This window comes from Proteus sp. Marseille-Q3619, from assembly GCF_965283115.1.
Genome location: NZ_CBDIMP010000001.1, coordinates 1,852,112 through 1,867,708 on the forward strand (window position 1 = coordinate 1,852,112; position 15,597 = coordinate 1,867,708).

Consider the following 15,597-nt stretch of genomic DNA (forward strand, 5'->3'; position numbering starts at 1 on the left):
CCGATCATTTAGAGCTTATTCTTATTCAACTGCTCAAATAATCGCCTATTTGAAGCAATACCATCAGCCCAACGCGTTGGTTCTGGCAATCGATATCCTTTCATACACAGCTCAACCCACTGCAAAGCACCTTCCATACTCACTTTATGACCCGGAGAAACATACAGGGGTTTACATTTTTTCTTACTGCGATAAATCCACCCTATTTGTTCATTCTTATCCATTAACGGCTCATGGCTTCCCACCTCTTCGTTAACTGCTTTATCAATGCCACATAAACGACTTTTTGCCACGCCAATAGTCGGTGTATCCACTAATAAACCAAAATGACTTGCAACACCAAGCCTTCTAGGATGAGCAATACCTTGTCCATCGACAAAAATAAGAGAAGGCTTCTGTTTGATTAATTGCCAAGCAGCTAGTAACGCTGGACACTCTCTAAATGAAAGCAAACCAGGGATATAAGGGAGAGTCGTAGGAATTCGCGCGATTTGGTATTCAAGAATTTCGAAAGAAGGATAATGCATTATCACGATGGCGGCGCGAGTGACCGCGCCGCCGTCTTCAAAACCAACATCAGCACCAGCTATATAAGTTGGTGCTGTGAATTGGTCTGTTAGAATAATCTGTTGAGCTTTTTCTGTCTGCTCCTGACGTAATTGTTGGGTATTAATCATTATCCTGATGATAAGGCTTCGATAAACGGTGAACCGCATCAATAAATGCACCAGCATGTTCAGGTGGAACATCTTGATGAATACCGTGCCCAAGATTAAAGACATGACCGTTGCCTTTACCAAACCCAGCAAGAATAGTTTCGACTTCTTGTTCTATTCTGGCAGGTGGTGCATACAGCATAGAAGGATCCATATTACCTTGTAGCGCAACTTTATCCCCAACTCGACGGCGTGCATCTTCAATATCAATCGTCCAATCAAGTCCTAATGCATCGCAACCTGTCGCAGCCATAGCTTCTAGCCAGCGACCACCACCTTTGGTAAATAAAGTGACTGGTACTTTTCTTCCATCATATTCACGGATAAGACCATCAACAATCTTATGCATATAGTGTAATGAGAAGAGTTGGTAATCACGCCCTGTTAGCACACCACCCCATGTATCAAAGATCATGATAGATTGTGCGCCCGCTTTAATTTGAGCATTCAGATACAGAATAACGCTATCTGCCAGTTTATCCAGTAATAGATGTAGAGCTTGAGGCTCTGAATACATCATTTTTTTAATTTTTGTGAAGGCCTTACTACTTCCACCCTCAACCATATAGGTTGCCAGTGTCCAAGGGCTTCCTGAAAAACCAATTAATGGCACACTACCTTGCAATGCATGACGAATGGCACGTACTGCATTCATCACATATCCTAGTTCATCTTCAGGATCAGGAATAGGCAGTTTTTGAATATCAGCAAGGCTGTTGATAGGTGATTTAAAACGAGGGCCTTCACCTGTTTCAAAGTAAAGACCTAGCCCCATTGCATCTGGAATAGTTAAAATATCAGAAAATAAAATAGCGGCATCTAAAGGGAAGCGTCTTAAAGGCTGTAATGTCACTTCACATGCTAATTCTGTATTTTTGCACAATGAGATGAAATCTCCCGCCTGTGCCCGTGTTTCCTTGTATTCAGGAAGATATCTGCCTGCCTGACGCATCATCCAAACTGGGGTGACATCAACAGGTTGGCGCAACAGCGCACGTAAATAGCGGTCGTTTTTCAACTCACTCATGACTAACTCCATTAACAGTAATAGGGCCGCAAAATAGCATGCATTGTAACATGCTGGAAAAATAACTGTTGGCAGACAGCGCCTTTATTTAGCTCTTTTCTTTATCTTGTCTGATATTCGCTATCGTATCTTCTATCAAGCGTCGAGCAATTGTATCTGGTGGTGGGATCTGGGGTAATTGATCGTAACGATACCAACCCGCACTCATTAATTCAGAAGGATCATGTTGTAGTTCGCCACCATCATAATCGGCCAAAAATCCCATCATTAAAGAGTGAGGAAACGGCCAAGGCTGAGATGATACATAGCGAATATTGCGAATACGAATATTGCTCTCTTCAAACACTTCACGAGCCACTGCTTCTTCTAATGTTTCACCAACCTCAACAAAACCAGCGAGTACAGTGTAAAGAGGTGAATGTTTATGCCTAACATGATGTGCTAATAAGATCTTATCTTCATGTCGAATACCCACAATAATGCAAGGGGCAATTTGCGGATAATAACGTTCATGGCAGTTATCGCATAAACACGCCCATTCACTCTCACTATGACGCATTTTAGAACCACAATAACCACAAAAACGGTGAGAACGATAAAACTCAGCCAGTTGAACACCACGACCGACTAATTTAAATAAGTTTTCATCTTGTGAGGCGATAAGTCTTGGTGAGCACATGTCGTTATCCATTTTTCCATGAATAAGCCAAACTGTTTCACCTTGCCATTCACCCACAATTTTGGCGTGCTGACCAATGAGATCCCAATCTTTAGCTAAGCCAAACGGAAGTTCACCTTTAGGTAACCACACTCGCCCACCAAGACTGACTGTCCACCAGCCCTTTTCTGAGCCTGTTAATGTATATAAATGCATAACGACCATTCTATCCAAAATAATGATATAGAATAGAGGATACTCTCTTTAGCAAGAACCTCTCAATGTATTATCTCTGTCTTCTATGATTCATTAACATCCACTCACTAAAAACATAAATTATATTAATGTTATTGAGTGTAACCATTATTCAAATTTCACAAATGAAAGGTTGGGAACAACAATATTGGGATTTAAATAAATAACCCATATCGGACTTGTAGTTTTTAAAATCTTTCATATACTGGACTTCTTCTTGTCGGAGTGCCTAGTGTTTATAAGGCTATTATAAACACAGGCTGAGACCGTTAATTCGGGATCCGCGGAACCTGATCGGGTTAATACCCGCGAAGGGAACAAGAGTGATTCGACCTTTTGATAGCTTCATTGCGTATATTTTTCACACATCTATATACACCTATCTGTCGATACTCCCTGCGACCTCCAGACAAGCATTTTTCTCAATATTCACCCGACAGGCTAATAGCCTGCATGATATTTATTAGGAAATGCTATGTCCCAAAATCAAACTATATCCGTTAAAGATATTTCACCAACGATCAACAAACAGCGTCCACGAAAAGAGCAACGTGATGCTGCTCAAGAGTTTATCAGCACCATTCAAGGCGTAAGCTTCCCCAATTCAAAACGCATTTATCTCGAAGGCTCACGCACTGACATTCAAGTACCCATGCGTGAGATCCAGCTTGATAAAACGCTAGTAGGAGGATCAAAAGATTCCCCTGTTTTTGAAGATAATGAACCTGTACCGGTATATGACACATCAGGCCCTTATGGTGATCCTGATTCTCAACTTGACGTTAACCTTGGCTTAAAAAAAATACGCCAACCTTGGATTGATGAGCGCAATGATACCGAAACGCTTTCACTTTTAAGTTCTGATTTCACCCAACAGCGCCTTTCTGATGCTGGATTAGAGCATCTGCGTTTTCCCTTAAAACCAAGCCCTAAAAAAGCGCTAAATGGCAAAAGTGTGACCCAATTGCATTATGCTCGCCAAGGCATTATTACGCCTGAAATGGAGTTTATTGCTATTCGTGAAAATATGGGGCGAGAGAGAATTCGTAGCGAAGTTTTACGCCAACAGCACGCAGGGTTTAGCTTTGGTGCTCATCTCCCTGACAATATTACCCCTGAGTTTGTACGCCAAGAAGTTGCAGCTGGTCGAGCAATCATTCCAGCCAATATCAATCACCCTGAATCAGAGCCAATGATTATTGGTCGTAATTTCTTAGTGAAAGTGAATGCCAATATCGGGAACTCTTCGGTCACCTCCTCAATTGAAGAAGAAGTTGAAAAGCTAATTTGGTCTACACGCTGGGGAGCGGATACCGTAATGGATCTCTCAACAGGCCGTTATATTCATGAAACGCGTGAGTGGATCATTCGCAATAGCCCTGTTCCTATTGGTACAGTTCCAATTTATCAAGCTCTCGAGAAAGTTAACGGTATTGCTGAAGATCTCACTTGGGAAATGTTCCGAGATACCTTGCTTGAACAAGCAGAACAAGGGGTTGATTATTTTACTATTCATGCCGGTGTATTGTTACGTTATGTGCCAATGACAGCAAAACGACTAACGGGCATAGTGTCTCGTGGCGGTTCGATAATGGCAAAATGGTGTTTATCACATCATAAAGAGAATTTCCTCTACGAACATTTCCGTGAAATCTGTGAAATTTGTACCGCTTATGACGTCTCCCTCTCACTGGGCGATGGATTAAGACCAGGTTCGATTCAAGATGCCAATGACGAAGCACAATTTTCTGAATTACATACTCTAGGTGAGCTGACAAAAATTGCATGGGAGTATGACGTTCAAGTCATGATAGAAGGCCCTGGCCACGTTCCAATGCAGATGATCCGCCGCAATATGACAGAGGAATTGGAACATTGTCATGAAGCACCATTTTATACATTAGGCCCTCTCACTACAGATATTGCGCCGGGTTACGATCACTTCACATCAGGTATTGGTGCAGCAATGATTGGCTGGTTTGGTTGCGCAATGCTCTGTTATGTTACACCAAAAGAACACCTTGGTTTACCTAATAAAGAAGATGTGAAACAAGGTCTTATCACTTATAAAATCGCCGCTCATGCAGCCGATTTAGCAAAAGGACACCCCGGCGCTCAAATTCGTGATAATGCAATGTCGAAAGCGCGCTTTGAGTTTAGATGGGAAGACCAATTTAACTTGGCTCTTGATCCTGAAACTGCACGTCAATATCACGATGAAACGCTACCTCAGGCTTCAGGAAAAGTCGCTCATTTCTGTTCAATGTGTGGTCCTAAATTCTGCTCAATGAAGATAACACAAGAAGTACGCGATTATGCGGCAGGTATGGAGAAAATGTCTCAAGCCTTTAAAGAGCATGGAAGTGAGTTATACCACAGTGCAGAAATCGCCAGTGTTGAGGTGCCTGAAAATGAACAGATCCTCTAATACACCTTTTGCATTAACAGAAAAAAAGCTTGGGCTTTATCCTGTTGTTGATTCTGTTGAATGGATCGCACGCCTATTAAAAATAGGCGTTACCACCCTGCAATTACGAATAAAAGATAAACAGCCAGACGACGTTGAACAAGAGATCATCGAAGCAATAAAACTGGGCAAACAGTATCACGCAAGACTGTTTATCAACGATTACTGGCAACTCGCCATTAAACATCACGCTTACGGTGTTCATCTTGGTCAAGAAGATCTCGATATTGCCGACCTTAATGCCATTAAACAATCAGGATTACGCCTTGGTATTTCCACTCATGACGAAGTTGAATTACAAAGAGCGAAAATATTACGTCCATCTTACATCGCATTAGGGCATATATTTCCAACCACCACAAAAGATATGCCATCTAAACCTCAAGGTTTAAAGGCACTCAGACATCAAGTAGAGCAGACACCCGATTTTCCAACGGTTGCTATTGGTGGGATCTCACTAGAAAGAGTACCTGATGTTGTTGCAACTGGGGTGGGGAGCGTTGCCTTGGTTAGTGCAATAACAAAAGCACCAGATTGGCAACAAGTGACTCGTAAATTATTAGAATTAGTGGAAGGAAAACCATCATGCTAAATGATAATGATTTTATGCGTTATAGCCGACAAGTGATGTTAGAAGATATTGGCTTAGAGGGTCAAAACAAACTTCAACAAGCAAAGGTATTGATTATTGGACTTGGCGGATTAGGCTCTCCCGCATCACTTTATCTTGCTGGTGCAGGTATTGGTGAGCTTATTTTAGTTGATGATGATGAGTTACATGTTTCTAATCTACAGCGTCAAATTCTTTATCGCACTCAAGATATTCCCGATGCCAAATCAGAAGTCGCAAAGCAGTCTCTACTTGCACTAAATCCGGATATAAAAATTACTTCTTATAAACAACGTATTAATGATGATTCATTATCTAAATTAGTTAAAGAGGTCGATTTAGTTTTAGATTGCACAGATAACATGCTCACTCGTCAAGCGATTAACCGTGCTTGTGTCGCACAGCAAACTCCACTTATTAGTGGTAGTGCCGTGGGCTTTAGTGGTCAGCTTATGGTATTTGAACCTCCTTTTACTCAAGGTTGCTATCACTGTCTTTATCCTGATGAAACTGAGCCACAAAGAAACTGCAAAACAGCAGGTATATTAGGACCTGTTGTTGGGGTTATTGGCACACTTCAAGCCCTTGAAGCAATCAAATTACTCTCAGGCTTACCTTGTTCTCTAAGTGGAAAACTTCGCCTTTTCGATGGTAGAAAACAAAATTGGAGTACTTTGCATTTAACACCATCAAAAACATGTCCTGTTTGTCGAGGGGTAGCATGAACATTACCGTAAATGACGAACAATATTCTCTGGATATGCCTGTCACTATCTGTCAGCTCCTTATTCAGTTAGAACAGCCACACATCGGTGTGGCGCTTGCTGTCAATGAAACCATTGTTCCCCGTGAAAATTGGGAAACACATTTTATTAATGATGGCGATACTATTCTTCTCTTCCAAGCAATTGCAGGAGGCTGATATGTTAAAAATTGCTGATACAACATTCACATCTAGACTTTTTACAGGCACAGGAAAATTTGCAACACCAACGCTAATGACAGAAGCCATTAAGGCTTCGGGTAGCCAATTAGTCACGATGGCAATGAAGCGTGTGGATTTAAAGAATGGTAATGATGATTTAATCGCACCACTTAAATCATTAGGGGTAAAATTATTACCTAATACATCCGGTGCAAAAACAGCACAAGAAGCTGTTTTTGCGGCTCGTTTAGCCAAAGAAGCCTTTGGCACCCATTGGGTAAAATTAGAAATTCATCCTGACACTAAATATTTATTACCCGATCCTATTGAAACACTTAAAGCCGCTGAAATCCTCGTTAAAGAAGGTTTTGTTGTGTTACCTTATTGCAGTGCTGATCCTGTTTTATGTCGTCGTTTAGAAGAGGTTGGCTGTGCAGCTGTAATGCCTTTAGGTTCTCCTATTGGCTCAAATCAAGGTTTACAGACTCGTGATTTCCTACGAATTATCATTGAACAAGCCTCAATTCCTGTTGTTGTTGATGCTGGTATTGGTGCACCAAGTCATGCACTCGAAGCTTTAGAGTTAGGTGCTGATGCAGTATTAGTTAATACCGCAATTGCTGTTGCCAAAAATCCTATTCTAATGGCACAAGCATTTAAAGCAGCGCTTGATGCTGGTGAACTTGCTCGACAATCAGGACTTGTGACACCTGCTTCAATTGTGAATATGCAAGCGAAAGCTTCTAGTCCATTAACCCAATATTTAGGGGCATACTAATGGACACATTTTCTGATTATTGGCAACAACTCGACTGGGATGACATTACATTAAAACTCAATAGTAAAACCAATGCGGATGTTGAAGCCGCATTAAATCGCCATTCCCTTACACTTGATGATTTTATGGCGCTAATTTCGCCTGCGGGTCGCCATTATTTAGAGCCTATGGCACAACGTGCTCAACAACTCACTCGACAACGTTTTGGTAATATTGTGGGATTATATGTTCCACTTTATCTTTCTAATCTATGTGCGAATGATTGTACTTATTGTGGTTTTTCAATGAGTAATGCCATTAAACGTAAAACATTAAATGAAAATGAAATCATCGCTGAATGCAGTAGCATCAGGCAGTTAGGTTTTGATAGCTTGTTATTAGTGACTGGAGAGCACCAAAGAAAAGTGGGTATGGATTATTTTCGCCAATATATCCCTCTTATTCGAGAAAATTTCAGTTCATTAATGATGGAAGTACAACCTCTTGCAACAGAAGAGTATGCAGAATTAAAAACACTAGGTATTGATGGCGTGATGGTTTATCAAGAAACCTATCATGAACCAACTTATCAGCTTCATCATCTAAAAGGTAAAAAACAAGATTTCCATTGGCGACTACAAACACCTGATAGATTAGGGCAAGCAGGAATTGATAAAATTGGTTTAGGTGCGTTGATTGGCCTTTCAAGTCAGTGGCGTAGCGATTGTTATATGGTGGCAGAACATCTCTTGTTCTTACAAAAACGCTATTGGAAAAGCCGTTACTCTATCTCTTTTCCTCGTTTACGTCCTTGCGCTGGTGGGCTTAGCCCTGCATCGGTAATGAGTGAAGCTGAATTAGTTCAATTGATCTGTGCTTTTCGCATTTTGGCACCAGACGTTGAGCTTTCACTTTCAACACGAGAATCTCCTTATTTTCGCGATAACACAGTGCCGTTAGCAATTAATAATATTAGCGCAGGATCTAAAACCCAACCCGGTGGATATTCTGATAGTCATGAAGAGCTAGAACAGTTTTCACCTAATGATAATCGCCATGTAAATGATGTTATTAACGTATTAAAAGAGCGAGGATTACAACCTGTATGGAAAGATTGGGATAATTACTTGGGTCGTTAATTAAAATTTGAATAATATAAAACCGCTTTTAATTAATTTAATTACAAATAATAAAGGCGGTTTTTATTAAATAACTCAATAAAAATAACATGTAATAAACTTAAAATAATTAAAGAAAAATAAAAGATTATAAATAATGTCTTAGGATATTTTTAATTTAATATTATATAAAATAATTAACTTAATTCTTATACTGCTAATTCTTCAAGTTCTTGCATACTCAAACCTGATATTTTTTCGATCAATGAAAGATCAAAATTCTCTTTTAATAAATTTTGAGCTAATTCTATTTGTACTATTTTTTTACCAATCTCAATACCTTCCGTTTTACCTAATTTAATACCCTCATTTTTACCTAATTCAAACCCTTTATTTTCTAATCTCCACGCTATATTCATAATCACCTCTCTGTGGCTATCTACCTGTTCAACTATTTTATTGATAACAAATTCAAAGTCTGATGCATCCAGAATTGAGAATAAATATTCTACGACAATAATCGTGTCCTCATCTCTGCAGTTTTTCTGATTTATTGCTTTTGATAGAAGCATTGCAATCTTATTAAGATCATGACAACTATTAACATACTTCATTGCAATTTCCATTACCGCTGCTTTTTTATGTGTCAGCAAAATATCATCATCAATTGAAGTCAAATCAATTAAAGAGAAATTATTAGAATAAAGCTTATTAGCAAGTGAAGTAAGTGGAAAGCATGACATCCAATTAACAGGAAAAGGATAAGGTTTTTTCTTGCCATGATAAAACAAAATAGGAACAACGAGAGGCAACGATTTATAACCTTGCTGTAAATGTTGATTCATAGTGGAAAATGCATAATTCATCATGCGCCAAGCTATCATTTTATCTGGCCTAGATTGATGCTCTATCAGTAAATAAATAGGAATATCACCCTCTTTAGTTCTCACTAAATACAAAATATCAGACATACGAGAACGTAATTTAATATCGATGAAAGAAGAATTTTGCAATTGTAACGTCGAAAAATCACAATGACTTTTTAATTCCTCTGGTAAATGAACAAAGAAGAAATCTTTCGCATTACTGACATTCATCATAAAGCGTTTAAATGCAGAATCATAAGAAGATATAGATATAGGCTTTTTCATAACTGGCTCCATACTGAATTTGGATTGCCAGCTTACAGAAAAAAATAAATTTTTATCACTAAAAAATCATCATAATTATCTGAAAAATATAAGTTATTTATTGATCTTAACTGAATTAGTAATAGAGGAATAAAAAATACCTTCAATAAATATCAAAGGTATTTTTTAAGATTATAAATTTTATTTTTAATTATTTATCAACAACGATATTTTTATTAACGACTTCATATTCATCATTACCCACCATTCTCGCAAATTTCTCAATAGGGTCTGTACTCAAAGCATAGAGCCGTTTTAGTGCAAAAGGAGGATCACCTAAACGAACTTTTCCTTGTTGAGTTGTCACCGCCAATGTCATACCAGACGCTTTAACTGCAGTAATTGCCCTTTGATTATATCCACCGAAAGGATATGCAAAGGCATATTGATGTGGATTTAATAATCGCAATACACGTTGTGAGCGTTGTAAGTCTAATATAATTGTGTGGGACTGACGGCTAAAAATAATAGGTTTTTTATTATTATCTAAACGATGTAAAAAATGGGAATGTGACTGAATATCAAAAACATCACGACTCGATTTGAGTGATTGCCAACTCATAAATTGTAATGAATTAGGTGCCCACTTAGGTGTTTTGGATTTTATTCGTGATGAGATAATAAATAGTGTTGCTCGTTGACCATTTTCTTTTAAAAGAGGATAAGCATAACGATAAACGGATTGCAAACCATCATCAAATGTTAATGCAACAGCTTTGCCTGGTAAATTAACACTCTTATTTAAATAGCCAGCAACTTGATTGAGCGAAAGCGTTTCATATCCAGCTTCTTTTAAATAATTCATCTGCTCTGTAAATGCAGTTAATGATGTTGTTGTTGATGTATGGCGAAAATTATGGTTTTCCGTAACTTTAAGAATATGGTGATAAGTAAGTACTGGTATCCCTAAGTCAGGCTTTACATCCCTTGATGAAATATAACCTAAGCGATCACCTAAAGAGATTTCAAACCAATTGATTTTACTTCCATTAGTATCTTCTTTTATTGTGCGAGATAACACGGGGTAACGTAAATTGGGTAAGAGTGTCGCTATTTGTGGGCTAGCAATATCTTTATCACTATAGATAGGAGTATTTTTTGTCGTAATTAAATATTCGTAGATAGGATAATCTGCTTTCTTCGTGCTATCTGATAAGAAACGTATTTTCTTATCTGGTTTCATTGAAGCTATATCTTCAAAATAGCCATCTTCTAGATAGCCCGCTTCAAGATAACCTTGAGCATTCCCAAATTGTATTTTGTGGTAATCACCCTCTGTAACTGATGCATAAAAACTTTGGTTAGGAAAAAGTTCTGCAACCGGCTGCAATTTATCCCCTACAAATGCATATAACGTTTTTTGTTGGCGAAGTTGCATCAATGTTGTAATGGGCATTTTTAAATCCCATTGAGCTTCTGTTGGAATACCTCTTTCATAAGGCACTGCTGAAGCAAATCCAGTAAAAATAAAACATAGAATAATCAAAATATTCGCTATTATTCTCATCATTTCGCCTACTTATGTAGAACAGAAACAAAAAATGCCCTCACAATGGAGGGCATTTCAATCTAATCTAAATTAGATTTTAGTCTTTTAATCCACCAAAACCAGCATTCAGTAATTCTGCTAAGTTAGCAGATGCTTCATCAGCACTGATTGTTGTTTCAGTTTCATCTGTCGGCAGTTGTGATTGACGACGCTTCATACGATCTTGGTGATACGCATATCCAGTACCAGCTGGGATCAAGCGACCAACAATAACGTTTTCTTTCAAGCCACGTAATTCATCACGTTTACCCGCTACCGCAGCTTCCGTCAGAACACGAGTTGTTTCTTGGAACGATGCAGCAGAGATGAAGGATTCAGTTGCCAGAGATGCTTTCGTGATACCTAACAGGTCACGAGCATACGTTGCTGGTACTTTACCATCATCTTCCAGAACACGGTTTGAAACTTTAACGCGAGCGTATTCAACCTGTTCGCCTTCGAGGAACTCAGAGCTTCCTGCGTTCTCAATGGTAACTTTACGTAGCATCTGACGAACGATAACTTCGATGTGTTTATCGTTAATCTTAACGCCTTGTAAACGGTAAACTTCCTGTACTTCGTTAGTGATATAGCGAGTAACCGCATGAACACCACGTAAGCGCAGAATGTCGTGTGGTGATTCTGGCCCATCGGAAATAACATCACCGCGTTCCACAACCTCACCCTCGAATACGTTAAGTTGACGCCATTTAGGGATCATCTCTTCGTATGCATCGCTACCGTCTAATGGAGAAATAACTAGACGACGTTTACCTTTAGTCTCTTTACCGAACGAAACAATACCGCTGATTTCAGCAAGGATTGCAGGCTCTTTCGGACGACGAGCTTCAAACAAGTCAGCAACGCGTGGCAGACCACCGGTGATATCTTTAGTACCGCCAGATTCTTGTGGAATACGCGCTAAAGTGTCACCAGCGTTAATTGTAATGCCATCGTCTAACTGAACAATCGCTTTACCTGGCAGGAAGTACTGTGCTGGCATATCAGTATTCGGGATTAATACGTCATTACCTTGTGCATCAGTGATGCGTAATGCTGGACGTAAATCTTTACCGCTACCTGTACGCTCTGCTGAATCCAAAACAACCAGTGAAGAAAGACCTGTTAATTCATCTGTTTGACGTGTGATAGTTTGACCATCAACCATGTCTGCAAAACGGATGATACCAGATACTTCACTCACAACTGGCATTGTATGTGGATCCCAGTTAGCAACAGTTTCGCCACCGTTAACCGCTTCGCCATCACCCTTCGCTAATTGAGCACCGTAAGGTACTTTATAGCTCTCTTTCGTACGACCGAATTCGTCAATTAAACGTAATTCAGTGTTACGAGAAGTGATAACTAATTTACCAGCAGTATTAGTAATGAACTTCGCATTGAATAGCTTCAGAGTACCTTTGTTACGTACTTGAATGCTAGATTCTGCTGCCGCACGAGATGCCGCACCACCGATGTGGAACGTACGCATCGTTAACTGTGTACCTGGTTCACCGATTGACTGTGCTGCGATAACACCGATAGCTTCACCTTTGTTAATGATATGACCACGAGCAAGGTCACGACCATAACAATTAGCACACACACCGAAGTCTGTGTTACAGGTTACAACTGAACGTACTTTCACGCTGTCAACTGAGTTTTCTTCTAACAAGTCACACAGTTTTTCGTTTAACAGGGTGTTACGTGGAACAAGAATATCGGCAGTACCTGGTTTCAGAATATCTTCTGCAGCCACACGACCTAATACACGTTCACGCAGTGGTTCTTTAACATCACCACCTTCGATAACCGGAGTCATCATAACACCTTCGGTTGTACCACAGTCGTCTTCTGTTACGACTAAGTCTTGTGCAACGTCAACTAAACGACGAGTCAAGTAACCGGAGTTTGCTGTTTTCAGTGCGGTATCCGCAAGACCTTTACGAGCACCGTGAGTTGAGATGAAGTACTGGAGTACGTTCAGACCTTCACGGAAGTTTGCTGTAATAGGTGTTTCGATGATTGAGCCATCTGGCTTAGCCATCAGACCACGCATACCTGCTAACTGACGGATCTGAGCTGCAGAACCACGAGCACCGGAGTCAGCCATCATAAAGATGCTGTTGAAAGATACTTGTTGTTCTTCTTCACCATTACGGTTAATAACGGTTTCAGTAGACAGGTTTTCCATCATCGCTTTTGCTACGCGCTCATTCGCCGCAGCCCAAATATCGATAACTTTGTTGTAACGTTCGCCCGCTGTTACCAGACCGGATTGGAACTGTTCCTGAATTTCTGCAACTTCTGCTTCTGCTTCTGCAATGATCTCTGCTTTTTTCGCAGGGATAACCATGTCATCGATACCTACTGAAGCACCTGAACGTGCTGCGTAAGCAAAACCGGTATACATGATTTGGTCAGCAAAAATAACGGTTGGCTTCAAGCCCAATACGCGATAACAGGTATTCAGCATTTTAGAAATTGCTTTCTTACCTAATGGTTGGTTAACCAGCGCGTAAGGTAGGCCTTTTGGTACGATCATCCATAAAATAGCTCGGCCAACAGTTGTGTCTTTTAAACTAGTTTCAGTGGTGATATTACCTTCGCCATCTTTGATCTCTTCAGTGATACGTACTTTAACGCGTGCGTGTAAAGAGGCTAAACCTGCGCGATAAACGCGTTCAGCTTCTTTAGGACCACTTAACACCATGCCTTCACCTTTGGCATTGATGCAGTCACGAGTCATGTAGTACAGACCTAATACAACGTCCTGTGAAGGAACGATGATTGGGTCACCACTTGCTGGAGACAGAATGTTGTTTGTTGACATCATCAGCGCACGAGCTTCTAACTGTGCTTCTAATGTCAGTGGTACGTGAACCGCCATTTGGTCACCATCGAAGTCGGCGTTATATGCCGCACAAACGAGTGGGTGTAACTGAATAGCTTTACCTTCGATAAGGATTGGTTCAAATGCCTGAATACCTAAACGGTGAAGTGTTGGTGCACGGTTCAGCATCACTGGGTGTTCGCGGATAACTTCATCTAAGATATCCCAAACAACCGCTTCTTCACGCTCAACCATTTTTTTAGCGGCTTTGATTGTTGTCGCTAAACCACGGGTTTCCAGTTTTCCGTAAATAAATGGTTTGAATAACTCAAGAGCCATTTTCTTCGGTAGACCACACTGATGCAGACGCAGGTATGGGCCAACGGTGATTACAGAACGACCAGAATAGTCAACACGTTTACCTAACAGGTTTTGACGGAAACGACCTTGTTTACCTTTGATCATATCAGCCAAAGATTTCAGAGGACGTTTGTTAGAACCTGTGATCGCACGACCACGACGACCGTTATCTAATAACGCATCCACAGACTCTTGTAACATACGTTTTTCGTTACGTACGATAATGTCTGGTGCTGCTAAATCAAGCAGGCGTTTTAAACGGTTGTTACGGTTGATCACACGACGATATAAATCGTTCAGGTCTGAAGTCGCAAAACGACCGCCATCTAGTGGAACCAGTGGACGTAAGTCTGGTGGTAACACAGGCAGTACAGTTAAGATCATCCACTCAGGTTTATTGCCTGATTGCATGAATGCTTCAAGTAACTTGATACGTTTAGTCAGTTTCTTACGTTTAGTTTCAGAGTTAGTTTCATTTAACTCTTCACGCAGCGTTTCACACTCTTGTTCCAGATCCATGCTCTGTAACAAGTTCTGAACAGCTTCTGCACCCATCTTCGCATCGAATTCGTCACCGAATTCTTCTAATGCATCAAGATATTGCTCTTCTGTTAAGATTTGTCCGCGCTCAAGGCTAGTCATTCCGCCTTCAACAACAACATAAGATTCGAAATACAGTACACGTTCAATATCGCGCAGTGGCATATCCAGCAGCAGACCGATACGGGACGGTAGTGATTTCAAGAACCAAATGTGAGCAACTGGAGAAGCTAATTCGATGTGACCCATACGTTCACGACGAACTTTAGTTTGTGTAACTTCAACGCCACACTTCTCACAGATAACACCACGGTGTTTTAAACGTTTGTATTTACCACACAAACATTCGTAATCTTTTACTGGTCCGAAAATACGGGCACAGAAAAGACCGTCACGCTCTGGTTTGAACGTACGGTAGTTAATTGTTTCTGGCTTTTTAACTTCACCAAATGACCATGAACGGATCATATCAGGTGATGCCAGAGCAATTTTGATCGCATCAAACTCTTCGGTCTTGGTTTGCGCTTTCAGAAACTTTAATAAGTCTTTCACGAAATGGCTCCTGTCGGAGTTAGACCTGCCAGGCAAATGACCCCTGTCATTCACCCCTTTA

Annotated in this window: 12 protein-coding genes and 1 riboswitch; of the genes, 6 read left to right on the plus strand and 6 right to left on the minus strand. The window is 40.2% G+C overall.

The window, feature by feature from the left end:
- Positions 1-8: 8 nt before the first annotated feature.
- From nfi to nudC, 3 genes are all read right to left on the minus strand, one after another.
- Positions 9-677 carry a deoxyribonuclease V gene (gene nfi, locus ACWPWK_RS08485; RefSeq protein ID WP_109374352.1) on the minus strand — a complete coding sequence of 223 codons (669 nt, stop codon included), beginning with the start codon at positions 675-677 and terminating at the stop codon, positions 9-11.
- Entirely contained in the window at positions 670-1,743 is a 1,074-nt protein-coding gene (gene hemE / locus ACWPWK_RS08490; protein WP_109374351.1) for a uroporphyrinogen decarboxylase, read from the minus strand. The genes nfi and hemE overlap by 8 nt, the downstream gene beginning before the upstream one ends.
- Positions 1,744-1,831: 88 nt before the next feature.
- On the minus strand, positions 1,832-2,617 hold the full coding sequence (gene nudC, locus ACWPWK_RS08495) for an NAD(+) diphosphatase (protein WP_109374356.1): 786 nt from the start codon (positions 2,615-2,617) through the stop codon (positions 1,832-1,834).
- Between the two features lie 250 nt (positions 2,618-2,867).
- Positions 2,868-2,990, plus strand: a riboswitch (TPP riboswitch).
- Positions 2,991-3,131: 141 nt separating this feature from the next.
- Between nudC and thiC the strand changes: the two genes are divergently transcribed.
- The 6 genes from thiC to thiH are packed head-to-tail and all read left to right on the plus strand — an operon-like array spanning position 3,132 to position 8,554.
- Positions 3,132-5,084 carry a phosphomethylpyrimidine synthase ThiC gene (gene thiC, locus ACWPWK_RS08500; RefSeq protein ID WP_109374350.1) on the plus strand — a complete coding sequence of 651 codons (1,953 nt, stop codon included), beginning with the start codon at positions 3,132-3,134 and terminating at the stop codon, positions 5,082-5,084.
- A complete protein-coding gene (gene thiE / locus ACWPWK_RS08505) occupies positions 5,068-5,715 on the plus strand; it encodes a thiamine phosphate synthase (protein WP_109374349.1) in 648 nt (215 codons plus the stop codon). Before thiC ends, thiE begins: the two co-directional genes overlap by 17 nt.
- Complete coding sequence (locus ACWPWK_RS08510; RefSeq protein WP_109374348.1) at positions 5,709-6,458, plus strand: HesA/MoeB/ThiF family protein; 750 nt, start codon at positions 5,709-5,711, stop codon at positions 6,456-6,458. The genes thiE and ACWPWK_RS08510 overlap by 7 nt, the downstream gene beginning before the upstream one ends.
- Entirely contained in the window at positions 6,455-6,655 is a 201-nt protein-coding gene (gene thiS / locus ACWPWK_RS08515) for a sulfur carrier protein ThiS (protein WP_109374347.1), read from the plus strand. The genes ACWPWK_RS08510 and thiS overlap by 4 nt, the downstream gene beginning before the upstream one ends.
- A gap of 1 nt (position 6,656) precedes the next feature.
- Positions 6,657-7,436: a thiazole synthase gene (locus ACWPWK_RS08520; protein WP_109374346.1), complete on the plus strand. Its 780-nt coding sequence runs from the start codon at positions 6,657-6,659 to the stop codon at positions 7,434-7,436.
- Positions 7,436-8,554, plus strand: coding sequence for a 2-iminoacetate synthase ThiH (gene thiH / locus ACWPWK_RS08525; RefSeq protein ID WP_109374345.1), 1,119 nt, complete (start codon positions 7,436-7,438; stop codon positions 8,552-8,554). Before ACWPWK_RS08520 ends, thiH begins: the two co-directional genes overlap by 1 nt.
- A gap of 188 nt (positions 8,555-8,742) precedes the next feature.
- Here the strand turns inward: thiH and ACWPWK_RS08530 are convergent, their stop codons facing one another.
- The 3 genes from ACWPWK_RS08530 to rpoC all read right to left on the minus strand — a co-directional run bounded on the left by ACWPWK_RS08530 (position 8,743) and on the right by rpoC (position 15,536).
- Entirely contained in the window at positions 8,743-9,684 is a 942-nt protein-coding gene (locus ACWPWK_RS08530) for an Rpn family recombination-promoting nuclease/putative transposase (protein ID WP_109374344.1), read from the minus strand.
- 190 nt (positions 9,685-9,874) lie between these two features.
- Complete coding sequence (locus tag ACWPWK_RS08535) at positions 9,875-11,230, minus strand: polysaccharide deacetylase family protein (protein WP_109374343.1); 1,356 nt, start codon at positions 11,228-11,230, stop codon at positions 9,875-9,877.
- A 79-nt stretch (positions 11,231-11,309) separates the two neighbouring features.
- Positions 11,310-15,536 carry a DNA-directed RNA polymerase subunit beta' gene (gene rpoC, locus ACWPWK_RS08540; RefSeq protein ID WP_109374342.1) on the minus strand — a complete coding sequence of 1,409 codons (4,227 nt, stop codon included), beginning with the start codon at positions 15,534-15,536 and terminating at the stop codon, positions 11,310-11,312.
- Positions 15,537-15,597 lie beyond the last annotated feature (61 nt).

Excerpts from the sequence above, each read along its gene's own strand:
- nudC (WP_109374356.1), bottom strand. The coding sequence starts at position 2,617 with ATGCATTTATATACATTAACAGGCTCAGAAAAGGGCTGGTGGACAGTC.
- thiE (WP_109374349.1), top strand. The coding sequence starts at position 5,068 with ATGAACAGATCCTCTAATACACCTTTTGCATTAACAGAAAAAAAGCTT.
- ACWPWK_RS08530 (WP_109374344.1), bottom strand. The coding sequence starts at position 9,684 with ATGAAAAAGCCTATATCTATATCTTCTTATGATTCTGCATTTAAACGC.
- thiC (WP_109374350.1), top strand. The coding sequence starts at position 3,132 with ATGTCCCAAAATCAAACTATATCCGTTAAAGATATTTCACCAACGATC.
- ACWPWK_RS08520 (WP_109374346.1), top strand. The coding sequence starts at position 6,657 with ATGTTAAAAATTGCTGATACAACATTCACATCTAGACTTTTTACAGGC.
- nfi (WP_109374352.1), bottom strand. The coding sequence starts at position 677 with ATGATTAATACCCAACAATTACGTCAGGAGCAGACAGAAAAAGCTCAA.
- thiS (WP_109374347.1), top strand. The coding sequence starts at position 6,455 with ATGAACATTACCGTAAATGACGAACAATATTCTCTGGATATGCCTGTC.
- ACWPWK_RS08535 (WP_109374343.1), bottom strand. The coding sequence starts at position 11,230 with ATGAGAATAATAGCGAATATTTTGATTATTCTATGTTTTATTTTTACT.
- thiH (WP_109374345.1), top strand. The coding sequence starts at position 7,436 with ATGGACACATTTTCTGATTATTGGCAACAACTCGACTGGGATGACATT.
- hemE (WP_109374351.1), bottom strand. The coding sequence starts at position 1,743 with ATGAGTGAGTTGAAAAACGACCGCTATTTACGTGCGCTGTTGCGCCAA.
- ACWPWK_RS08510 (WP_109374348.1), top strand. The coding sequence starts at position 5,709 with ATGCTAAATGATAATGATTTTATGCGTTATAGCCGACAAGTGATGTTA.